Source organism: Streptomyces griseus (genome assembly GCF_001715295.1).
GTDB lineage: Bacteria > Actinomycetota > Actinomycetes > Streptomycetales > Streptomycetaceae > Streptomyces > Streptomyces griseus_G.
This window is the reverse complement of sequence record NZ_MDKB01000002.1, coordinates 431,970-453,191: the sequence shown is the minus strand read 5'-3', so window position 1 is coordinate 453,191 and position 21,222 is coordinate 431,970. Positions and strand designations below refer to the sequence as shown.

Sequence of the window (21,222 nt, the reverse complement as noted above, 5' to 3'; positions counted from 1 at the left end):
GGGGCAGAGGCGGCGGACGTCGTCGTACATGACGGGCGTGTTCCGTCACCGCACGGGCGCGCACCGTTCCTCCGCGACGGGGGAATAGCGGGGGCCCGCCTCTCGTTTTGGGAGATACGGCCGGTCGCTGGCAGACTGGTACGTCGGCCCCGGTTCACGGACGCGCAATCCGCGCGTACGACCCGGAGCCCTCCCGAAACTAGGAGACACCTTGAAGCGCGAGATTCACCCCCAGTACGTCGAGACGCAGGTCAGCTGCACCTGCGGTGCGTCGTTCACCACCCGGAGCACCCTCGAGGGCGGCGCGATCCGCGCCGACGTCTGCTCCGAGTGCCACCCGTTCTACACGGGCAAGCAGAAGATCCTCGACACCGGTGGCCGCGTGGCCCGCTTCGAGGCCCGCTTCGGCAAGGCCGCCGGCTCCGCCGCCAAGTAGCGAGCCACTGCGCCGGTTCCCGGCTCCCTCTTGCGGGGGCGCCGGGGCCGGCGTTTTTCCGGCTGTACCGCCCCCGGGGCGGCAGGCCGTCCAGCAGGCCCGCAGACGCAGACGCACGGAACCAGGAGCCCCCGATGTTCGAGGCGGTCGAGGAACTGATCGGCGAACACGCCGATCTCGAGAAGAAGCTCGCCGACCCGTCGGTCCACGCCGACCAGGCCAACGCGCGCAAGCTCAACAAGCGCTACGCGGAGCTGACCCCGATCGTCTCCACGTACCGGACCTGGAAGCGGCTCGGTGACGACATCGGGACCGCCCGCGAATTCGCCGCGGACGACCCGGACTTCGCCGCCGAGGTCAAGGTCCTGGAGAAGCAGCGCGAGGAGATCACGGAGAAGCTCCGGCTGCTCCTGGTCCCGCGCGACCCCAGCGACGACAAGGACGTGCTCCTGGAGATCAAGGCGGGCGCGGGCGGCGACGAGTCCGCCCTGTTCGCCGGCGATCTGCTGCGCATGTACCTGCGCTACGCCGAGCGCGTGGGCTGGAAGACCGAGATCATCGACTCCACCGAGTCCGAGCTCGGCGGCTACAAGGACGTCCAGGTCGCCGTGAAGACCAAGGGCGGCAACGGCGCCACCGAGCCCGGCCAGGGCGTCTGGGCCCGGATGAAGTACGAGGGCGGGGTGCACCGGGTGCAGCGCGTGCCCTCCACCGAGTCCCAGGGCCGCATCCACACCTCGGCCGCCGGTGTGCTCGTCACCCCGGAGGCGGAGGAGGTCGACGTCGAGATCCACGCCAACGACCTGCGCATCGACGTCTACCGCTCCTCGGGCCCCGGCGGCCAGTCCGTCAACACCACCGACTCCGCGGTGCGCATCACGCACCTGCCGACCGGCGTCGTCGCCTCCTGCCAGAACGAGAAGAGCCAGCTCCAGAACAAGGAGCAGGCCATGCGCATCCTGCGCTCCCGGCTGCTGGCCGCCGCCCAGGAGGCGGCCGAGCAGGAAGCCTCCGACGTACGCCGCAGCCAGGTCCGCACGGTGGACCGCTCCGAGAAGATCCGGACGTACAACTATCCGGAGAACCGGATCTCGGACCACCGGGTCGGCTTCAAGGCGTACAACTTGGACCAGGTCCTCGACGGCGACCTCGACGCCGTCATCCAGGCCTGTGTCGACGCCGACTCGGCCGCCAAGCTCGCCGCCGCGTAGGACCGGCCGGCGACCGCCGGCCGGGCCGAACCGTGCCCACCCCGTGAACCCGTACGGAGATCCGCGATGAACCTGCTGCTCGCCGAGGTGGCCCAGGCCACCCAGCGGCTGGCCGACGCCGGTGTCCCCTCGCCGCGATTCGACGCCGAGGAACTCGCCGCCTTCGTGCACGGCGTCAAGCGGGGCGAGCTGCACCGTGTGCCGGACGCCGACTTCGACGCCCGTTACTGGGAGACGATCGCCCGCCGCGAGGCCCGCGAGCCGCTCCAGCACATCACCGGCCGGGCGTTCTTCCGCTACCTGGAACTCCAGGTCGGCCCCGGTGTCTTCGTGCCCAGGCCGGAGACCGAGTCGGTCGTCGGCTGGGCGATAGACGCCGTCCGCGCCATGGACGTCGTCGAACCGCTGATCGTCGACCTCTGCACCGGATCCGGCGCCATCGCCCTCGCGATGGCCCAGGAGGTGCCGCGCTCACGCGTGCACGGTGTGGAGCTGTCCGAGGACGCCCTCAGGTGGACCCGGAAGAACGCCGAGGGGTCCAGGGTCACCATCCACCGCGGGGACGCCCTGAGCGCCCTCCCGGAGCTCGACGGACAGGTCGACCTGGTCATCTCCAACCCGCCGTACATCCCGCTCACCGAGTGGGAGTACGTGGCGCCCGAGGCCCGCGACCACGACCCGCAGATGGCGCTCTTCTCCGGCGAGGACGGCCTCGACACCATCCGCGGCATCGAGCGCACCGCGCACCGCCTGCTGCGCCCCGGCGGACTCGTCGTCATCGAGCACGCCGACACCCAGGGCGGCCAGGTGCCGTGGATCTTCACCGAGGAACGGGGCTGGGCCGACGCGGCCGACCACCCCGACCTGAACAACCGGCCCCGGTTCGCCACGGCCCGCAAGGCCATGCCGTGACCGCCGCCGCGCGACGACCGCACGACCACCCCTACCCGCCAGACCCGCACACGTCCGAGGAGGCCGGCTGATGGCACGGCGATACGACTGCAACGACGCGACCGACCGTACGACCGGCCTTCGTGAGGCCGCGTCCGCCGTCCGCCGCGGTGAACTGGTCGTGCTGCCCACCGACACCGTGTACGGGATCGGTGCGGACGCCTTCAGTTCCGAGGGCGTCGCCGACCTGCTCGACGCCAAGGGCCGTGGCCGCAACATGCCCACCCCCGTCCTGATCGGTTCCCCGAACACGCTGCACGGCCTGGTCACGGACTTCTCCGAGCAGGCGTGGGAGCTCGTCGACGCCTTCTGGCCCGGCGCGCTGACGCTCGTGGCCAAGCACCAGCCGTCCCTCCAGTGGGACCTCGGCGACACCCGGGGCACGGTCGCGATCCGGATGCCCCTGCACCCGGTCGCCATCGAACTCCTCACGGAGGTCGGCCCGATGGCCGTCTCCAGCGCCAACCTCACCGGGCACCCGTCGCCGGAGGACTGCGACGCCGCCCAGGGGATGCTCGGGGACTCCGTCTCCGTCTACCTCGACGGCGGGCCGACCCCCGGCATCGTCCCGTCCTCCATCGTCGACGTCACCGGGAGGATCCCCGTCCTCCTGCGGGCCGGAGCCCTCTCCGTCGAAGAGCTCCGCAAGGTGGTACCCGATCTCGAGGTGGCCAATTGACCGCCCCTGAGGGGCGTGGCATAGCGGGACGACCCGACACCTTCCGCATCCTCCACGTCAGCACCGGCAACGTCTGCCGCTCGCCCATCACCGAGCGGCTGACCCGCCATGCCCTGGTGGACCGCCTCGGCGATCCGCTCAGCGGCGGCCTGATCGTGGAGAGCGCCGGCACCTGGGGGCACGAGGGCGCGCCCATGGAGGCCAACGCCGAGGTGGTCCTCGCGGACTTCGGCGCCGACGCCAGCGGCTTCGTCGGGCGGGAACTGCTCGACGAGCACGTGATCCGCGCCGACCTCGTCCTCACCGCCACCCGTGACCACCGCGCCCAGGTGATCTCCATGGGGCACTCGGCCGGCCTGCGCACCTTCACGCTCAAGGAGTTCACCCGGCTGGTGCGGGCCATAGACCCCGCCACGCTGCCCGACGCCCACGAGGAGGGCGTCGTCGAACGCGCCCGCGCCCTGGTGCGCGCCGCGGCGGCACTGCGCGGCTGGCTGCTGGCCCCCACCGCGGAGGCCGACGAGGTCTTCGACCCGTACGGTGCCCCGATCACGTTCTTCCGCTCCATCGGGGACGAGATCAACCAGGCCCTCGACCCCGTGGTGACCGCGCTGACGGGCGTACGCGCCCCGCACTGAGGGCTGCGGCACCGACGGGTGCGCCGACCGGCGTACGGGGCCGCACGGCAGCGGGCACACCGCCCTGCCCCGGCCTACATTGGAGCTGGGAAGCCGCGGTCCGGCCGGGCGACGGCTCCCGACACCAGCGCACCCCCACTCAGGCCCGGAGCCGTCAGATGCCGGTCACCACTCCAGCCGCACCCGCCGCCGTGTCCCCGCCACCACCGGCGTCCCCGTCCGCCGGCGCCCTGCCCCAGGACTTCGGAGTACTGCTCCGCCAGGACCCGGAGGTCGCCGGCATCCTGCTGGCGGAGGCGGGCCGCCAGGCGAGCACGCTGCAGCTCGCCGCCGCCGAGAACTTCACCTCGCCCGCCGTCCTCGCCGCCCTCGGCTCGCCGCTCGCCAACAAGTACGCCGAGGGCTATCCCGGCGCCCGCCACCACGGCGGATGCGAGCAGGCCGACGCCGCCGAACGCCTCGCGGTGCGCCGGGCGACGTCACTGTTCGGGGCCGAGCACGCCAACGTCCAGCCGCACTCCGGCTCCTCCGCCGTCCTCGCCGCCTACGCCGCGCTGCTGCGCCCCGGGGACACGGTGCTGGCGATGGGGCTCCCGTACGGCGGACACCTCACGCACGGCTCCCCCGGGAACTTCTCCGGCCGCTGGTTCGAGTTCGCCGGTTACGGCGTCGACCCCGAGAGTGGGCTGATCGACTACGGGCAGGTGCGCGCCCTGGCGCGGGCCCGCCGTCCCAAGGCGATCGTCTGCGGCTCGATCTCCTACCCGCGCCACCCCGACTACGAGGAGTTCCGTGACATCGCCGACGAGGCCGGCGCGTACCTGATCGCCGACGCCGCCCACCCCATGGGCCTGATCGCCGGGGGCGCGGCGCCCAGCCCGGTCCCGTACGCCGACGTGGTCTGCGCCACGACGCACAAGGTGCTGCGCGGACCGCGCGGCGGCATGATCCTGTGCGGCGCGGAGCTGGCGCAGCGGATCGACCGCGCGGTGTTCCCGTTCACCCAGGGCGGCGCCCAGATGCACACCGTCGCGGCGAAGGCCGTCGCGTTCGGTGAGGCCGCCACCCCGGCCTTCGCGCTCTACGCCCATCAGGTGGTCGCGCACGCCCGCGCCCTGGCGGCCGGCCTTCAGGCCGAGGGCTTCGAGGTCACCACGGGCGGTACGGACACCCACATCGTCGTCGCGGACCCCGCTCCGCTGGGCGTCGACGGCCGTACCGCCCGTGAACGGCTCGCGGCGGCCGGCATGGTCCTCGACACCTGCGCGCTGCCCCACGGGGACGGCCGCGGCATCCGGCTCGGCACCGCGGCCGTCACCACGCAGGGCATGGACGAGGCCGGCATGGCACGGATCGCCGCCCTGTTCGGCGCGGCGGTGCGCGGGGAGGGCGATCCGGCTCTGCTGCGGGCCGAGGTCCGGGCACTGGCCGAGCGCCATCCGCCGTATCCGGAGTAGTCGAAGCGTGTGCAACCGTCACCCGTACATCGGTGTCCTTGTTCGTGGGACTAGGGTGTGGGGCTGAGATGGCCGGCGAAATCTGTGGGGCAGCCCGTGCGTGATTACCTGCTGACGCTCTGTGTCACGGCAGCCGTTACCTATCTGCTGACCGGGCCTGTGCGGAAGTTCGCCATCGCGGTCGGGGCGATGCCCGCGATCCGTGCGCGTGACGTACACCGAGAACCGACACCGCGGCTCGGTGGCATCGCCATGTTCGGCGGACTGTGCGCGGGACTGATCGTCGCGGACCACCTGTTCAACCTGAACGCCGTGTTCGAACTCTCCAACGAGCCGCGGGCCCTGCTCTCCGGCGCCGCGCTGATCTGGCTGATCGGTGTCCTGGACGACAAGTTCGAGATCGACGCCCTGATCAAACTCGGCGGGCAGATGATCGCGGCCGCGGTCATGGTCATCCAGGGTCTGACGATCCTGTGGCTGCCCATCCCCGGTGTCGGCACGGTGGCCCTGACCCAGTGGCAGGGCACGCTGCTCACCGTCGCCCTGGTCGTGATCACCATCAACGCGGTGAACTTCGTCGACGGCCTGGACGGCCTCGCGGCCGGCATGGTGTGCATCGCCTCCGCCGCCTTCTTCCTGTACACCTACCGGCTCTGGTACGGGTACGGGATCGAGGCCGCAGCCCCGGCCACGCTCTTCGCCGCCGTCCTGATGGGCATGTGCCTGGGCTTCCTCCCGCACAACATGCACCCTGCCCGGATCTTCATGGGCGACTCCGGTTCGATGCTGATCGGCCTGGTGCTGGCCGCCGGCGCGATCTCCGTCACCGGGCAGGTCGACCCGGACGCGATGAAGCTCTTCGAGGGCAGTGAGCGCCAGGCGACCCACGCGATGCTGCCGGTCTTCATCCCGCTGTTGCTGCCGCTGACGATCATCGCCATCCCGGCCGCCGACCTGATCCTCGCGATCGTGCGGCGCACCTGGAACGGCCAGTCGCCGTTCGCGGCCGACCGCGGCCACCTGCACCACCGGCTGCTGGAGATCGGGCACTCGCACAGCAGGTCGGTCCTGATCATGTACTTCTGGTCCGCCCTCATCGCGTTCGGTGCCGTCGGCTACTCCGTGCACTCGGCCTCGCTGTGGATCGTCCTGGTGATCGTGGGCCTGAGCGCGGTCGGTCTGGTGCTGCTGCTCATGCCGCGCTTCACCCCGCGGGCGCCGCGCTGGGCCGAGACGTTCGTGCCCCCGCGTTACCGGCGCCGCGGTACCGCCGCGCAGGGCGAGGCGGCGGACGGGCCGGCCCCGGACGGGGAGGCGGAGGGCCGGCAGGTCCCCGGCGGCCACCCCGTGGCGTCCGAGGCCCCTGATCGTGCTCCCGTGGCCGTCGGGGTGTCCGGCGTCAACGGAGCGACCGCGATCGGCCCCCGTTCGCGCTTCGCTGTCGGCGATCGCGCCGATTCCTCACGTTGACGGTTCGGAAGCAGAAGTGCTTTACCACGCAATGCGCCGTAATGCCCTGCACACACGCGCGGAGTCACTCTCATGTGTGACAGCGGGCACACCATTCGGGTAAAGACCTCATCAAATAGTTTGTGATACCGTTCACTAAGCCCGGTGACAGAGCCGAAGAACCCCGGTGAGACGGTTCTCCGGCCCGAGGCATCGACTCGGACCGGGCCTACGCTCGTCCCTGACGACCACTGCCCACCCCCTGCAAAGCGGAGTTACCGCCATGCCGTCCAACGACGTCCGGACTCTCCTCCACACCGCTGTGCCCACCGCTGCCGCCGGTCTCGTGACCGTCGCCGTCAGTGGTGTGCTCGCGGGCGGCAAGGGAGCGATCGGAGCGGCGGTCGGGACGCTGGTGGTGATTCTCTTCATGGGGATCGGACTCGGCGTTCTGCAGCGCACCGCGAAGTCCATGCCGCACCTGTTCCAGACCATGGGGCTCGCGCTCTACACGGCCGAGTTGCTGCTGCTCTTCGTCTTCGTCGCCGCGTTCAAGAACACCACGCTGTTCAACCCGAGGGCGTTCGCCGCCGCGATCATCGTGGCGACCCTCACCTGGGTCGCCGCTCAGATCCGAGTCCACATGAAGACCAAGATCCTTTACGTCGAGCCGGACTCGTCAGCGGAGAAGAAGCCCGAGAACACGGGGTCTTCGACGTGAGGGGTAGGGCCGGGATAAGCGCGCGTTCGAGACCCTGCTATCGTCCGGTGCCAACTGCGGCACTGCGGACGCGGGCATCCGATCCGAATCGACGCCCGCTTCTACGCGAGGCGTAATGCCTGAGCCGCCCCCCATCCGTAACACCAGTCCAGTGCCGACCAGCGGCTGCCTGCCGCGCCGACACAACGAGGTTGCCGTACCTATGCGCCACGCTGAAGGAGCCCGCGGTGAGTGCTGACCCGACGACGGTGCTCGCCTTCGAGACCGACTGCCACATCTTCGACGGATGCGGCTTCCCGGCTCCTGGCCTGCACTCCTTTGTTTTCGAGCCGATGTTCACGGTCGGCGGCATCGAGATCAACAAGCCGATGCTGCTGGCGGTCCTGAGCACCGTTGTCGTCGTCGGCTTCTTCTGGGCGGCGTTCAGCAAGCCGAAGCTGGTGCCCGGGAAGCTGCAGATGGTCGCGGAGGCGGGTTACGACTTCATCCGCACCGGCGTGGTCTTCGAGACGCTCGGCAAGCGCGAGGGCAAGAAGTACGTGCCCCTCATGGTCTCGCTGTTCTTCTTCATCTGGATCATGAACCTCTGGGCCATCATCCCGCTCGCCCAGTTCCCGGTGGTCTCGGTCATCGGGTTCCCGGTGGCGCTGGCCGCGATCGTGTACATCGTCTGGGTCAGCCTGACCTTCAAGCGGCACGGCTTCGTCGGCGGCTGGAAGAACATCTCGGGCTACGACAAGTCGATCGGCCCGGCCCTCCCGTTCGTCATGCTCATCGAGATCATGTCGAACCTGCTGATCCGGCCGTTCACGCACGCCGTGCGACTCTTCGCCAACATGTTCGCCGGCCACGTGCTGCTGCTGATCTTCACCATCGCCAGCTGGTACCTGCTGAACGGCATCGGCATCGCGTACGCCGGTGTCTCCTTCGTGATGGTCATCCTGATGACCGCCTTCGAACTGTTCATCCAGGCGCTGCAGGCCTACGTGTTCGTCCTCCTGGCCTGCAACTACATTCAGGGCGCTCTCGCCGAGCACCACTGATCCGGCCCGGCACCACCCCCGAAAGTCGTCCGGTGGCCAACCCCCACCGGTTCTGAAAGAGAAGGAAGAAACGGCATGTCCGCTCTTGAGACCCTCGCCGCCGTCAACATCACGGGCAACCTCGGTTCCATCGGTTACGGCCTCGCCGCCATCGGTCCCGGCGTCGGCGTCGGCATCATCTTCGGTAACGGCACGCAGGCTCTCGCCCGTCAGCCCGAGGCTGCCGGCCTGATCCGCTCGAACCAGATCCTCGGCTTCGTGCTCTGTGAGGCGCTGGCCCTGATCGGTCTCGTCATGCCCTTCGTCTACCCGGTCAAGTAAGTCGCGGCATTCCAACTGCCCGATGCGACGAAAGGCATTGATGTGAACGCCCTACAACTGGCGTCCGAGGGGGAGATCCAGAACCCGCTTCTCCCGGCGATCCCCGAGATCGTCATCGGCCTGATCGCTTTCGCCATCGTCTTCGGCGTCCTCGCCAAGAAGCTCCTCCCGAACATCAACAAGGTTCTGGAAGAGCGCCGCGAGGCCATCGAAGGCGGTATCGAGAAGGCCGACGCGGCTCAGACCGAGGCCCAGAGCGTTCTTGAGCAGTACAAGGCTCAGCTCGCCGAGGCCCGTCACGAGGCCGCACGCCTGCGCCAGGAGGCGCAGGAGCAGGGCGCCGTCATCATCCAGGAGATGAGGGCGGAAGGTCAGCGGCAGCGCGAGGAGATCATCGCCGCCGGCCACGCCCAGATCGAGGCCGACCGCAAGGCAGCGGCGTCCGCGCTGCGCCAGGACGTGGGCGCTCTCGCCACCGCCCTGGCCGGCAAGCTCGTCGGCGAGTCCCTGGAGGACCACGCCCGGCAGAGCGGCACCGTCGACCGGTTCCTCGACGAGCTCGAGGCGAAGGCCGAGGCTGTCCGATGAACGGAGCGAGCCGCGAGGCACTGGCTGCCGCACGCGAGCGTCTCGACGCGCTGACCGACTCCACGTCGGTCGACGCGGCGAAGCTCGCCGAGGAGCTGGCCGGCGTCACCGCGCTGCTCCACCGCGAGGTATCGCTGCGCCGGGTCCTCACCGACCCGTCGCAGGGCGGCGAGGCCAAGGCCGAGCTGGCCGGACGGCTGCTGCGCGGACAGGTGAGCGGCGAAGCCGTGGACCTGGTCTCCGGCATGGTCCGGTCCCGCTGGTCGCAGTCGCGTGACCTGGTGGACTCGGTCGAGGAGCTGGCGGCCACCGCCGACCTCACCGCGGCCCAGCGCGCGGGTGTGCTCGACGACGTCGAGGACGAGCTGTTCCGGTTCGGCCGGATCGTCGGCTCCGACGTGGCACTGCGCTCCGCGCTGACCAGCAAGTCGGCCACGCCCGCCGCCAAGAGCGCGCTGCTGCGCAGCCTGCTCGGCGGGAAGGCGCAGCCGGTCACCGAGCGCGTGGTCACGCGTCTCGTGACGCAGCCCCGGGGACGTAGCCTGGAAGCGGGACTCGAGTCCCTGTCCAGGCTCGCCGCGGAGCGCCGCGAGCGCACGGTCGCCGTCGTCACCTCGGCGGTGCCGCTGTCCGACCGGCAGAAGCAGCGCCTCGGCGCGGCTCTGGCGAAGATCTACGGCCGGCAGATGCACCTGAACCTGGACGTGGACCCCGAGGTCCTCGGCGGGATCTCGGTGCGCGTCGGTGACGAGGTCATCAACGGCACGATCGCGGAGCGCCTCGAAGAGGTCACCCGCAGGATGGCCGGCTGACGCCGCGCAGCCCCACACCGCACCAACTGAACGAGCAAGAACAGCGGCCCGGTTGGGCCGTGCAGAAATTGCAGAAGATTCCTGGGGGTCGCCCCCAGACCCCATTGAGAAACTTCGGGCCCAACAAGGAGAGCAGGGAACCCAGATGGCGGAGCTCACGATCCGGCCGGAGGAGATCCGGGACGCACTGGATACTTTTGTCCAGTCGTACCAGCCGGACGCGGCCTCGCGCGAGGAGGTCGGTACGGTCAGCGTTGCCGGTGACGGCATCGCGAAGGTGGAGGGCCTGCCCTCCGCCATGGCGAACGAGCTGCTGAAGTTCGAGGACGGAACCCTCGGTCTCGCCCTCAACCTCGAGGAGCGCGAGATCGGTGCGATCGTTCTCGGCGAGTTCAGCGGTATCGAGGAGGGCCAGCCGGTGCAGCGCACCGGTGAGGTGCTCTCCGTCGGCGTCGGCGAGGGCTACCTCGGCCGCGTCGTCGACCCGCTCGGCAACCCGATCGACGGTCTCGGCGAGATCGCGACCGAAGGCCGCCGCGCCCTCGAGCTGCAGGCCCCTGGCGTCATGGTCCGCAAGTCGGTGCACGAGCCGATGCAGACCGGCTACAAGGCCGTCGACGCCATGGTGCCGATCGGCCGCGGCCAGCGTCAGCTGATCATCGGCGACCGCCAGACGGGCAAGACCGCCCTGGCCGTCGACACGATCATCAACCAGCGTGACAACTGGCGCTCGGGTGACGTGAACAAGCAGGTGCGCTGCATCTACGTCGCCATCGGTCAGAAGGGTTCCACCATCGCCTCCGTGCGCGGTGCCCTGGAAGAGGCCGGCGCGCTCGAGTACACGACCATCGTCGCCGCCCCGGCGTCCGACCCGGCCGGCTTCAAGTACCTGGCGCCGTACACCGGTTCGGCCATCGGCCAGCACTGGATGTACGACGGCAAGCACGTCCTCATCATCTTCGACGACCTCTCGAAGCAGGCCGACGCCTACCGCGCCGTGTCGCTTCTGCTGCGCCGTCCGCCGGGCCGTGAGGCCTACCCGGGCGACGTCTTCTACCTGCACTCGCGTCTGCTGGAGCGCTGCGCCAAGCTCTCCGACGAGATGGGTGCCGGTTCGATGACGGGCCTCCCGATCGTCGAGACCAAGGCGAACGACGTGTCGGCGTTCATCCCGACCAACGTCATCTCCATCACCGACGGCCAGTGCTTCCTGGAGTCCGACCTGTTCAACGCGGGTCAGCGTCCGGCGCTCAACGTCGGTATCTCGGTCTCCCGCGTCGGTGGCTCCGCCCAGCACAAGGCCATGCGCCAGGTGTCCGGCCGCCTCCGTGTGGACCTCGCCCAGTACCGCGAGCTGGAGGCGTTCGCCGCCTTCGGTTCCGACCTGGACGCGGCCTCCAAGGCGTCGCTGGAGCGCGGTAAGCGCATGGTCGAGCTGCTGAAGCAGCCGCAGTACGCACCGTTCCCCGTCGAGGAGCAGGTCGTCTCCGTCTGGGCCGGCACCACCGGCAAGATGGACGACGTCCCGGTCGAGGACATCCGCCGCTTCGAGAGCGAGCTGCTGGAGTACCTGCGCCGCGAGCGCAAGGACCTCCTGACCAGCATCGCCGAGGGCGCGAAGATGTCCGACGACACGCTGCAGTCGATCGCCGACGCGATCGCCGCGTTCAAGCAGCAGTTCGAGACCTCGGACGGCAAGCTCCTGGGCGAGGGCTGATCGATGGGCGCTCAGCTTCGCGTTTACAAGCGCCGCATCCAAGCCGTCACCGCGACCAAGAAGATCACCAAGGCGATGGAGATGATCGCCGCCTCGCGCATCGTCAAGGCGCAGCGCAAGGTGGCGGCGTCGATGCCGTACGCGACCGAGCTCACCCGTGCGGTGACCGCGGTGGCGACCGGCTCCAACACCAACCACCCGCTCACCACCGAGGTCGAGGCTCCGGCCCGGGCCGCGGTCCTGCTCCTCACGAGCGACCGTGGTCTGGCCGGCGGCTACTCCTCCAACGCCATCAAGGCGGCGGAGCGGCTGCGGGAGCGGCTGGCGGCCGAGGGCAAGGAGGTCGACACGTACATCGTCGGCCGCAAGGGTGTCGCGTACTACGGCTTCCGTGAGCGCAAGGTCACGGAGTCGTGGACGGGCTTCACCGACAGTCCCGAGTACTCGGACGCCAAGAAGATCGCCGCGCCCCTGATCGAGTCCATCCAGAAGGACACGGCCGAGGGCGGGGTCGACGAGCTGCACATCGTCTTCACCGAGTTCGTCTCGATGATGACGCAGAACGCGGTCGACGGCCGGATGCTGCCTCTGTCGCTCGACGCCGTGACCTCTGCGGCCGACGCCGAGGGCACGGAGAAGAGCGGGACCAAGGACGAGATCCTTCCGCTGTTCGACTTCGAGCCGTCGGCCGAGGACGTCCTCGACGCCCTTCTGCCGCGCTACGTCGAGAGCCGCATCTACAACGCGCTGCTGCAGGCCGCCGCTTCCGAGCACGCTGCCCGCCGCCGCGCGATGAAGTCGGCGACCGACAACGCCGGGGACCTCATCAAGAGCCTCTCCCGGCTTGCCAACGCGGCCCGCCAGGCCGAAATCACCCAGGAAATCAGCGAGATCGTCGGCGGTGCAGGTGCTCTGGCCGACGCGTCCGCGGGGAGTGACAAGTAATGACGACGACAGTTGAGACGGCCGCTGCCACGGGCCGCGTCGCCCGGGTCATCGGCCCGGTCGTCGACGTGGAGTTCCCCGTCGACGCGATGCCGGAGATCTACAACGCCCTGCACGTCGAGGTCGACGACCCGGCCGAGGCCGGCGCCCGTAAGACGCTGACCCTCGAGGTCGCCCAGCACCTGGGCGACGGCGTGGTCCGCGCGATCTCGATGCAGCCCACCGACGGTCTGGTCCGCCAGGCCCCGGTGACCGACACGGGCGCGGGCATCACCGTCCCCGTCGGTGACGTGACCAAGGGCAAGGTCTTCAACACCCTCGGTCAGATCCTGAACGAGCCGGAGGCCGAGGCGCAGATCACCGAGCGCTGGCCGATCCACCGCAAGGCCCCGGCCTTCGACCAGCTCGAGTCGAAGACCGAGATGTTCGAGACCGGCCTGAAGGTCGTCGACCTGCTGACCCCGTACGTCAAGGGCGGCAAGATCGGTCTGTTCGGTGGTGCGGGCGTCGGCAAGACGGTCCTCATCCAGGAAATGATCATGCGTGTGGCGAAGCTGCACGACGGTGTGTCGGTGTTCGCCGGTGTCGGTGAGCGCACCCGTGAGGGCAACGACCTCATCGACGAGATGACCGAGTCGGGCGTCCTGGACAAGACCGCGCTGGTCTTCGGCCAGATGGACGAGCCGCCGGGCACCCGTCTGCGGGTCGCGCTGTCCGCCCTGACCATGGCGGAGTACTTCCGCGATGTGCAGAAGCAGGACGTGCTGCTCTTCATCGACAACATCTTCCGCTTCACGCAGGCCGGTTCCGAGGTCTCCACGCTGCTCGGCCGCATGCCGTCCGCGGTGGGTTACCAGCCGACCCTGGCCGACGAGATGGGTGTGCTCCAGGAGCGCATCACCTCGACGCGTGGTCACTCGATCACCTCGATGCAGGCGATCTACGTCCCCGCGGACGACCTGACCGACCCGGCCCCGGCCACCACGTTCGCCCACCTCGACGCGACGACGGTTCTCTCCCGTCCGATCTCCGAGAAGGGCATCTACCCGGCCGTGGACCCGCTGGACTCGACGTCCCGCATCCTGGACCCGCGTTACATCGCGCAGGACCACTACGAGGCCGCCAGCCGCGTGAAGGGGATCCTGCAGAAGTACAAGGACCTCCAGGACATCATCGCGATCCTCGGTATCGACGAGCTGGGCGAGGAGGACAAGCTCGTCGTCCACCGTGCCCGTCGTGTCGAGCGCTTCCTGTCGCAGAACACCCACGCCGCCAAGCAGTTCACCGGCCTGGACGGTTCGGACGTTCCGCTCGACGAGTCGATCGCCGCGTTCAACGCGATCTGTGACGGGGAGTACGACCACTTCCCCGAGCAGGCGTTCTTCATGTGCGGTGGCATCGACGACCTCAAGGCCAAGGCCAAGGAGCTCGGCGTCTCCTGAGCCTCCGGCTCACCGAGGGGGGTGGGTGTGTCCCGCCCCCCTCACCACGCCCCGTAGAATTGACCCAACACCCGGCACGACCGCCGGGTGGTGACCCGAGGAGCCACCCTTGGCTGCTGAGCTGCATGTCGAGCTGGTCGCCGCGGACCGCAGTGTCTGGTCCGGCGAGGCCACCCTCGTTGTCGCACGTACCACGTCCGGCGACATCGGCGTCATGCCCGGTCACCAGCCGCTTCTGGGTGTGCTGGAATCGGGCCCGGTGACGATCCGTACGAGCGACGGCGGGACGGTTGTCGCCGCTGTGCACGGCGGTTTCATCTCGTTCGCGGACAACAAGCTCTCGCTGCTCGCCGAGATCGCGGAGCTTGCCGACGAGATCGACGTCCAGCGTGCCGAGCGCGCGCTGGAGCGTGCGAAGTCGGACACGGACGCCGCCGCCGAGCGGCGTGCCGACGTGCGACTGCGTGCGGTGGCGGCGCACTGAGCGTCCCCACGAGAAGTTTTTACTCAGCCGCGGCCCGTTCTGGAGTGATCCAGACCGTGTCGCGGCTGAGGCGATGCAGGTGCGGTTCGGTTCGGCTCGGTTCGGTATCCGTTTCTCGACGATGCGAGGAGGTCGGTGAAGATGGTCCTCGCTCTGTGGCTGGGCGGCCTGGTCGTCGTGCTGGTCGCGGTGGGTCTGTTCGTCTTCGGCCTGCGCCGGCGGCTGATCCAGCGTTCCGGTGGAACCTTCGACTGCAGCCTGCGCTGGGACGTGTCCGAGGAGCCCGATCCGTCCGGCAAGGGGTGGGTGTACGGCGTGGCCCGCTACAGCGGTGACCGCGTCGACTGGTTCCGGGTCTTCTCCTACGCGCCCCGCCCCCGCCGTGCCCTGGAGCGTTCCGCCATCGAGGTGGTCGCCCGCCGGCTGCCCGAGGGCGAGGAGGAGCTGGCGCTCCTGTCCGATTCCGTCGTGCTCGGCTGTCTCCACCGGGGGACCCGCCTGGAGCTGGCGATGAGCGAGGACGCGCTGACAGGTTTCCTCGCCTGGCTGGAGGCGGCACCGCCCGGCCAGCGGGTCAACGTGGCGTAGGGCCGGCCGCCAGGCCCTGATCGGGTGCACGGGACGGCCTTCGCCGGGAGGTTCCGCGGAGGGCCGACGGGGTCGTGGCAGGTCTCTTCCCCGTCCGCCGGGCGGACCGTCCGGGCGGGTGTGACGCAGGCCCGGACCGGGACCGAGCGTTCACGGTGGGAGTCCTGGGAACACGCGAAAGCCGGGGAGACAGGGGGCGGACCTGTCTCCCCGGCGCTTGTGCGGGGCGGAGCGGTGGAGCGGGTGAACTAGTTGAGGCCGCTGTCCATCGCGCTCACGAGCTCGCCGTTCGCGGTGTCACCGCTGAACTCCCAGAAGAACGCGCCTCCCAGACCCTGGCTGTTCGCCCAGGCCATCTTGGACGTGATCGTGGCCGGGGTGTCGTAGCTCCACCAGTTGGTGCCGCAGTGGGCGTAGGCGGTGCCGGCGATGGTGCCGGTGGCCGGGCAGGTGTTCTTGAGGACCTTGTAGTCCTCGATGCCCGCCTCGTACGTGCCCGCGGCCGCGCCGGTCGCCGTGCCGCCGGGGGCGGCCTGGGTGACGCCGGTCCAGCCGCGGCCGTAGAAGCCGATGCCGAGCAGCAGCTTCTTGGCCGGGACGCCCTTGGCCTTGAGCTTGGCGATGGCGGCCGCGGAGTTGAAGCCTTCCTGCGGGATGCCGCTGTAGGAGGTAAGCGGGGAGTGCGGCGCCGTCGGGCCCTTGGCCTCCCAGGCGCCGAAGAAGTCGTACGTCATGACGTTGTACCAGTCGAAGGACTGGGCGGCGCCCGCGTAGTCGGCCGCGTCGATCTTGCCGCCGGCGGAGCCGTCCGCGGTGATCGCGGCGGTGACCAGGTTGTTCGATCCGAACTTGGTACGCAGCGCCGAGGCGAGGTTCTTCAGCGCGGCCGGGCCGCTGGTGTCACAGGTGAGACCGCAGGCGTTGGGGTACTCCCAGTCGATGTCGATGCCGTCGAAGACGTCGGCCCAGCGGGGGTCCTCCACCAGGTCGTAGCAGGACTGGGCGAACGCGGCGGGGTTCTGGGCCGCGGCACCGAAGCCACCGGACCAGGTCCAGCCGCCGAAGGACCAGATGACCTTGATGCCGGGGTACTTCGCCTTGAGCTTGCGCAGCTGGTTGAAGTTCCCGCGCAGCGGCTGGTCCCAGGTGTCGGCGACGCCGTCGACCGACTGGTCGGCGGTGTAGGCCTTGTCGTAGTCGGCGTAGGCGTCACCGATGGTGCACTTGCCGCCCTGGACGTTGCCGAACGCGTAGTTGATGTGCGTGATCTTCGCGGCGGAGCCCGAGGTCACGAGGTTCTTGACGTGGTAGTTGCGCCCGTAGACGCCCCAGTTGGTGAAGTAGCCGAGGTTGACCTTGTCACCGGTGCCGGGACCACCGGGGTCGGTACCGCCCCCGGTGGTGTGGACCTTGACCGAACCGCTGACCGGACCGGTCTGGTCGGCGGTGTCGCGGGCCTGCACGGTGTACGAGTAGTCGGTCCCGGCGGTGAGTCCGGTGTCCGTGTACGTGGTGCCGGTGACCGTGGCGACCTTGGCGCCGTCGCGCAGGACGTCGTAGTTCTTGACGCCCTTGTCGTCCGTCGCGGCGCTCCAGGTGAGCTTCACCGAAGTGTCCGTGACGCCGCTCGCGGCGGGGGTGCCAGGCGCGGAGGGGGCGTTGTCGCCGGGGACACTGCCGCCGTCACAGGAGGCGCCGTTCAGCTTGCAGCCGGTGGGGGAGCCGGAGCCGGTGCCGTTGAAGCCGAAGCTGATGCTGGCGCCCGGGGCGACCGAGCCGTTCCAGCTGAGGTTCTTGGCGGTCCAGTGGGTTCCGGAACCGGTGACGGTGGCGTCCCAGGCGGAGCCGACCGCGGTGCCGGAGGGGAAGTCCCACTCGATCGTCCAGGAGGACAGGGTGGTGGTGCCGGTGTTCTTGACCGTCCACTGCCCTTCGAAACCGGTGCCCCAGTCCGACTTCTTGAGGTAGGTGGCCGTCGCCGAGGTCGCGGCCTCGGCGGGGGAGGCCAGCCCGACCATGGCGGCGAGCGGCAGCAGCAGCGCGGTGAAGCCCGCGACCGCCTTGGAGCGGGTGGCTCCGCCGGTTCCCAGTCTCCATCGGAGTCTCGGACGGCGTTGGGGGGATTCGGTGCTCAACGGTGCTCCTCGGGTGAGGTCCGACAAACGGGGGTGGTCCGTGGACTGCAAACCCTGCGTCGCCCTGAGCGCGCTTGTCATGGCGTACTCACCGCAGCGTGCGTGTTCGGTGAGATTAGGAAGGTCTGGACCAATCGTCAAGAGGTCCAGACCAAAGTTCCCGCCCGACTTCAGAGCCCCCATTCCCGCGCGAGCACCGCCGCTTGTACCCGGCTGCGCAGCTCCAGCTTTCCGAGCAGCCTGCTGACGTGCGTCTTCACCGTCGCCTCCGCCATCGACAGCCGCCCCGCGATCTCGGCGTTCGAGAGGCCCTGGCCGAGGCAGACGAGCACCTCGCGCTCCCGCCGGGTCAGTGCGTCGAGCGCCCCGGGTTCCGGTGCTCCGGGCCTGCGCACCGGGGCCGTACCGGCGAACTCCGCGATCAGCCGGCGCGTCACGCCCGGGGCGATCAGGCCCTCGCCCCGGGCCACCGTGCGCACGGCCTCGATCAGTTCGCGCGCGTCGGCATGCTTCAGCAGGAATCCGGCGGCACCCGCGCGCAGCGCGCCGAAGACGTACTCGTCCAGATCGAAGGTGGTCAGCACCAGCACGTCCGCGAGCCCCTCCGACACGACCTGCCGCGTCGCGGAGACCCCGTCGAGCCGGGGCATCTGCACGTCCATCAGCACCACGTCGGGGCGCAGTTCGCGGGCCATGCGGACCGCGGCCTCCCCGTCGCCCGCCTCGCCCGCCACCTCGATGTCCGGGGCGCTGCCCAGGATCAGCACCAGCCCCGCGCGCACCGCCGACTGGTCCTCGGCGACCAGTACCCGGATCGTCATCGCCCGATCTTCCCTTCACCGACGGGCAGTTCCGCCCGTACCCGCCAGCGTGCGGTGCCGTCCGTCCCGGACACCGGCCCCGCGTCGAACGTCCCGCCGAGCAGCGCCACCCGTTCCCGCATCCCCAGGAGGCCGGTGCCCGAGCCGGGTGCGCGCGGGCCCGGCCGGTCACCCGTCACGCTGCTCACCTCCACCGTCAGCCGGCCCCCCGACCGCCCCAGCCGCACCTCGACCGGTCCCGGTGCGGCGTGCTTCAGCGCGTTCGTCAGGGACTCCTGGACGATGCGGTACGCGGCCAGTTCCACCGGGGCGGGCAGCGGGCCGGCCCCCCGGTGGCCGTCGTCCAGGGTGACGGTCAGCCCGTCGGCCGCGGAGGTGGACCCCGCCTGCGCGACCAGCGCGTCCAGGGAGGCGAGGGTCGGCGCCGCGCTCGGCCCGTCGTCGCCGCTGCCGTCACGCAGCAGCCCGATCAGCCGGCGCATCTCGGCCAGCCCCATGACGCTGTTCTCCCGGATCACGCCCAGAGCGTCGCGGGAGGTGCCCGGATCGTCGATGGACAGCGCGGCGGTGGAGTGGATGGCGATCGCGGAGAGATGGCCCGCCACCATGTCGTGCAGCTCCCGGGCCATCCGGGACCGTTCGGCCGTCACGGCCTGGACCCGGTCCATCTCGGCCAGCAGCGCCGTCTGGTCGGCACGCAGCCGGGCCGCCTCGGCGGCGTCGCGGTGGTTGCGCACACTGACACCGGTGATCGCCGGGGCGAACGACACCATGCCGGTGACGGTGCCGATCAGCAGAGCCTGCCCGGTGCGGAACCAGGCGAAGAAGCCGATCGTGACGGCCACGGTCACCAGGAAGGCCGTGACCGGGATACGGCGGGCGGCGGCCGGGGTCCCGTACACCACCGCCGCGTACATGAGATCGGTGTACATCAGCACGGTCGCCAGGTTGCCCGGCGTGAACTGGTCGGCGACCAGGACGAGGGTGCCGGCGACTACCGCAGTCCGCGGCGCGCTCCGGCGCAGCAGTTCCAGGCACGCCATCCCGGCGAGCGGCAGGAGCGCCGTCCAGGGCGCGGAGAACGGCCGGCCGTTCTGGAGGTGCAGGCCGACCAGCCACAGGAGAAGGCCACCGGCCAGGCCGGTCGCCGCGAGCAGTACGTCGTGGCGGTGGGGGCGGGTGAGAGAGAGCACCCTTCCATCCAACACGCCGGATCCCCGCCGGGCTTCCGTACGGCGGACGAGCCTCGAGTACATCGAAGGATGCAGTCCCGTCTCGTCACCGCCGACGACGAGACGGGCCGCCGCGGAGGGGAGCCTGGAAGGGACCGGAGGGAGAACGACCGTGATCGTCACACTGATCATCCTGTGCGAGGTGGGCTTCTGGGTCCTGCTGGCGGCGGGACTCCTGCTGCGGTACGCCGCGAGGAGGCCGGGACTCGGCGCGGCCGTCCTGCTGTGCGAGCCCGTGCTGGAGGTGGTGCTGCTGGTGGTGACGGCCGTCGACCTGAGGAACGGCGCCGCACCGGACTGGAAGCACGGCCTGGCCGCCGTCTACATCGGCTTCACCGTGGGCCTGGGCCCCTCCACCATCCGATGGGTCGACGCCAGGGTCGCCCACCGCTTCGCGGGCGGCCCGGCCCCCGTGAAACCCCCCAGGTACGGGATGGCGCGGGCCGCCCACGAGTGGCGTACGGCGGCCCGCTGGGTGCTCGCCGCCCTGACGGCGGCGGCCCTCCTCCAGGCGGCGATCTGGTACGTCGGCGGGGACGGGGAGACCGGTTCGCTGCGTGTCTGGCAGCAGAGGATGCTGTGGCTGATCGGCGTCAACCTGCTCATCGCCGTGTCGTACACCCTGTTCCCCAAGCGGGAGCCGGACCGGCCGGACAGCGGCCGTCGGCGCACCGGCCCGTCGCGCAGGGAGCGCTGATCAGCGCTCCCCTCCGGGCACCCACAGGACGTCCCCGACCTCCTTGTTCGCCGATCTGGCGAGGATGAACAGGAGGTCCGAGAGGCGGTTGAGGTACGTCGCCGTCAGCGCGTTCATCGTGTCCCCGTGCACCTCCAGCGCCGCCCACGTCGACCGTTCGGCCCGCCGGACCACCGTGCACGCCTGGTGCAGCAGGGCAGCCCCCGGCGTACCTCCCGGCAGGATGAAGCTCCGGAGCTTCTCCAGCTCCTCCAGGAAGGTGTCGCAGTCGGCCTCCAGCTTGTCGACGTAGGACTGCTCGACCCTCAGCGGCGGGTACTTCGGGTCCCGGACCACCGGGGTGCTCAGGTCCGCGCCCACGTCGAACAGGTCGTTCTGGACGCGGACGAGAACCTTCACCACGTCCTCGGACAGGTTGCCGAGCGCGATCGCCGTACCGATCACGGCGTTGGCCTCGTTGGCGTCGGCGTACGCGGAGATCCGCAGATCGGTCTTCGCGGTCCGGCTCATGTCCCCGAGGGCGGTGGTGCCCTGGTCGCCGGTGCGGGTGTAGATGCGCGTCAGATTGACCATGGGGTCAGCCTAGGGTCTCCCGTCCGGACCGTTCCGGCCGGTCGGGGGAGCGGCACCGTCCGGGCCTTCCCCCACGTCCTGCGGGCAGGGGCGCGACGGGCGACGGCACGGCCGGACGCGGTCCCGGGTGTGCGGCCCGGTCCCTCGGTGCGCCGCCCGCCCGCCGGGGCGCCGCCCGCCCGCCGGGAAGGGCCCGGCAGGATCGGGGCGCCCGGGGAGGGCCCGGCCCTTCCGGACCGCATGGAGGGCCCCGCCCGGCGGCAGGGCCCAACTACGCGCGGC

22 protein-coding genes are annotated in these 21,222 nt (G+C 70.2%); 18 read left to right on the top strand and 4 right to left on the bottom strand.

What is annotated here, in order from left to right:
- Positions 1–211: 211 nt before the first annotated feature.
- From rpmE to BA175_RS08425, 17 genes are all read left to right on the top strand, one after another.
- Complete coding sequence (rpmE, locus tag BA175_RS08505) at positions 212–436, top strand: 50S ribosomal protein L31 (RefSeq protein ID WP_069170687.1); 225 nt, start codon at positions 212–214, stop codon at positions 434–436.
- Between the two features lie 134 nt (positions 437–570).
- The gene (prfA, locus tag BA175_RS08500; protein WP_069170686.1) at positions 571–1,647 is read left to right on the top strand and encodes a peptide chain release factor 1; all 1,077 of its coding nucleotides are present in this window, start codon (positions 571–573) and stop codon (positions 1,645–1,647) included.
- Positions 1,648–1,713: 66 nt separating this feature from the next.
- Positions 1,714–2,559, top strand: a complete 846-nt coding sequence (prmC, locus tag BA175_RS08495) for a peptide chain release factor N(5)-glutamine methyltransferase (protein ID WP_069170685.1) — start codon at positions 1,714–1,716, stop codon at positions 2,557–2,559.
- Between the two features lie 70 nt (positions 2,560–2,629).
- Positions 2,630–3,277, top strand: coding sequence for an L-threonylcarbamoyladenylate synthase (locus tag BA175_RS08490; protein WP_069170684.1), 648 nt, complete (start codon positions 2,630–2,632; stop codon positions 3,275–3,277).
- A complete protein-coding gene (locus BA175_RS08485; RefSeq protein WP_069170683.1) occupies positions 3,274–3,915 on the top strand; it encodes an arsenate reductase/protein-tyrosine-phosphatase family protein in 642 nt (213 codons plus the stop codon). The genes BA175_RS08490 and BA175_RS08485 overlap by 4 nt, the downstream gene beginning before the upstream one ends.
- 158 nt (positions 3,916–4,073) lie before the next feature.
- Positions 4,074–5,372: a serine hydroxymethyltransferase gene (gene glyA / locus BA175_RS08480; protein WP_069170682.1), complete on the top strand. Its 1,299-nt coding sequence runs from the start codon at positions 4,074–4,076 to the stop codon at positions 5,370–5,372.
- 84 nt (positions 5,373–5,456) lie between these two features.
- A complete protein-coding gene (locus tag BA175_RS08475; RefSeq protein WP_175420781.1) occupies positions 5,457–6,842 on the top strand; it encodes an MraY family glycosyltransferase in 1,386 nt (461 codons plus the stop codon).
- Positions 6,843–7,104: 262 nt separating this feature from the next.
- On the top strand, positions 7,105–7,542 hold the full coding sequence (locus BA175_RS08470) for a hypothetical protein (RefSeq protein ID WP_069170680.1): 438 nt from the start codon (positions 7,105–7,107) through the stop codon (positions 7,540–7,542).
- A gap of 227 nt (positions 7,543–7,769) precedes the next feature.
- Positions 7,770–8,585 (top strand): F0F1 ATP synthase subunit A, encoded by an 816-nt coding sequence (atpB, locus tag BA175_RS08465; protein ID WP_069170679.1) that lies wholly within the window; start codon positions 7,770–7,772, stop codon positions 8,583–8,585.
- A 75-nt stretch (positions 8,586–8,660) separates the two neighbouring features.
- Positions 8,661–8,906, top strand: a complete 246-nt coding sequence (atpE, locus tag BA175_RS08460) for an ATP synthase F0 subunit C (RefSeq protein ID WP_069170678.1) — start codon at positions 8,661–8,663, stop codon at positions 8,904–8,906.
- 42 nt (positions 8,907–8,948) lie between these two features.
- Positions 8,949–9,494, top strand: a complete 546-nt coding sequence (locus tag BA175_RS08455) for a F0F1 ATP synthase subunit B (protein WP_069170677.1) — start codon at positions 8,949–8,951, stop codon at positions 9,492–9,494.
- Entirely contained in the window at positions 9,491–10,306 is an 816-nt protein-coding gene (locus BA175_RS08450) for a F0F1 ATP synthase subunit delta (protein ID WP_069170676.1), read from the top strand. Before BA175_RS08455 ends, BA175_RS08450 begins: the two co-directional genes overlap by 4 nt.
- 145 nt (positions 10,307–10,451) lie before the next feature.
- A complete protein-coding gene (gene atpA / locus BA175_RS08445) occupies positions 10,452–12,023 on the top strand; it encodes a F0F1 ATP synthase subunit alpha (protein ID WP_069170675.1) in 1,572 nt (523 codons plus the stop codon).
- Between the two features lie 3 nt (positions 12,024–12,026).
- Complete coding sequence (locus BA175_RS08440) at positions 12,027–12,968, top strand: F0F1 ATP synthase subunit gamma (RefSeq protein WP_069170674.1); 942 nt, start codon at positions 12,027–12,029, stop codon at positions 12,966–12,968.
- Positions 12,968–14,410 (top strand): F0F1 ATP synthase subunit beta, encoded by a 1,443-nt coding sequence (atpD, locus tag BA175_RS08435; protein WP_069170673.1) that lies wholly within the window; start codon positions 12,968–12,970, stop codon positions 14,408–14,410. The genes BA175_RS08440 and atpD overlap by 1 nt, the downstream gene beginning before the upstream one ends.
- Before the next feature lie 109 nt (positions 14,411–14,519).
- Positions 14,520–14,894 (top strand): F0F1 ATP synthase subunit epsilon, encoded by a 375-nt coding sequence (locus BA175_RS08430; protein ID WP_069170672.1) that lies wholly within the window; start codon positions 14,520–14,522, stop codon positions 14,892–14,894.
- Positions 14,895–15,035: 141 nt separating this feature from the next.
- Positions 15,036–15,482: a DUF2550 domain-containing protein gene (locus tag BA175_RS08425; RefSeq protein WP_069172010.1), complete on the top strand. Its 447-nt coding sequence runs from the start codon at positions 15,036–15,038 to the stop codon at positions 15,480–15,482.
- A 248-nt stretch (positions 15,483–15,730) separates the two neighbouring features.
- Here BA175_RS08425 and BA175_RS08420 read toward each other — a convergent pair whose 3' ends face one another.
- From BA175_RS08420 to BA175_RS08410, 3 genes are all read right to left on the bottom strand, one after another.
- Complete coding sequence (locus BA175_RS08420; RefSeq protein ID WP_069170671.1) at positions 15,731–17,617, bottom strand: glycoside hydrolase family 18 chitinase; 1,887 nt, start codon at positions 17,615–17,617, stop codon at positions 15,731–15,733.
- Positions 17,618–17,787: 170 nt separating this feature from the next.
- On the bottom strand, positions 17,788–18,438 hold the full coding sequence (locus BA175_RS08415) for a response regulator (protein ID WP_069170670.1): 651 nt from the start codon (positions 18,436–18,438) through the stop codon (positions 17,788–17,790).
- The gene (locus BA175_RS08410) at positions 18,435–19,631 is read right to left on the bottom strand and encodes a sensor histidine kinase (protein ID WP_069170669.1); all 1,197 of its coding nucleotides are present in this window, start codon (positions 19,629–19,631) and stop codon (positions 18,435–18,437) included. The genes BA175_RS08415 and BA175_RS08410 overlap by 4 nt, the downstream gene beginning before the upstream one ends.
- Positions 19,632–19,782: 151 nt before the next feature.
- Between BA175_RS08410 and BA175_RS08405 the strand changes: the two genes are divergently transcribed.
- On the top strand, positions 19,783–20,367 hold the full coding sequence (locus BA175_RS08405; RefSeq protein WP_069170668.1) for a hypothetical protein: 585 nt from the start codon (positions 19,783–19,785) through the stop codon (positions 20,365–20,367).
- Here BA175_RS08405 and BA175_RS08400 read toward each other — a convergent pair whose 3' ends face one another.
- Positions 20,368–20,940, bottom strand: a complete 573-nt coding sequence (locus tag BA175_RS08400; RefSeq protein ID WP_069170667.1) for a cob(I)yrinic acid a,c-diamide adenosyltransferase — start codon at positions 20,938–20,940, stop codon at positions 20,368–20,370. It abuts the gene before it with no gap.
- Positions 20,941–21,222 lie beyond the last annotated feature (282 nt).

Excerpts from the sequence above, each read along its gene's own strand:
- prfA (WP_069170686.1), top strand. The coding sequence starts at position 571 with ATGTTCGAGGCGGTCGAGGAACTGATCGGCGAACACGCCGATCTCGAG.
- prmC (WP_069170685.1), top strand. The coding sequence starts at position 1,714 with ATGAACCTGCTGCTCGCCGAGGTGGCCCAGGCCACCCAGCGGCTGGCC.
- BA175_RS08490 (WP_069170684.1), top strand. The coding sequence starts at position 2,630 with ATGGCACGGCGATACGACTGCAACGACGCGACCGACCGTACGACCGGC.
- glyA (WP_069170682.1), top strand. The coding sequence starts at position 4,074 with ATGCCGGTCACCACTCCAGCCGCACCCGCCGCCGTGTCCCCGCCACCA.
- BA175_RS08470 (WP_069170680.1), top strand. The coding sequence starts at position 7,105 with ATGCCGTCCAACGACGTCCGGACTCTCCTCCACACCGCTGTGCCCACC.
- atpE (WP_069170678.1), top strand. The coding sequence starts at position 8,661 with ATGTCCGCTCTTGAGACCCTCGCCGCCGTCAACATCACGGGCAACCTC.
- BA175_RS08450 (WP_069170676.1), top strand. The coding sequence starts at position 9,491 with ATGAACGGAGCGAGCCGCGAGGCACTGGCTGCCGCACGCGAGCGTCTC.
- atpA (WP_069170675.1), top strand. The coding sequence starts at position 10,452 with ATGGCGGAGCTCACGATCCGGCCGGAGGAGATCCGGGACGCACTGGAT.
- BA175_RS08440 (WP_069170674.1), top strand. The coding sequence starts at position 12,027 with ATGGGCGCTCAGCTTCGCGTTTACAAGCGCCGCATCCAAGCCGTCACC.
- atpD (WP_069170673.1), top strand. The coding sequence starts at position 12,968 with ATGACGACGACAGTTGAGACGGCCGCTGCCACGGGCCGCGTCGCCCGG.
- BA175_RS08425 (WP_069172010.1), top strand. The coding sequence starts at position 15,036 with ATGGTCCTCGCTCTGTGGCTGGGCGGCCTGGTCGTCGTGCTGGTCGCG.
- BA175_RS08415 (WP_069170670.1), bottom strand. The coding sequence starts at position 18,438 with ATGACGATCCGGGTACTGGTCGCCGAGGACCAGTCGGCGGTGCGCGCG.
- BA175_RS08400 (WP_069170667.1), bottom strand. The coding sequence starts at position 20,940 with ATGGTCAATCTGACGCGCATCTACACCCGCACCGGCGACCAGGGCACC.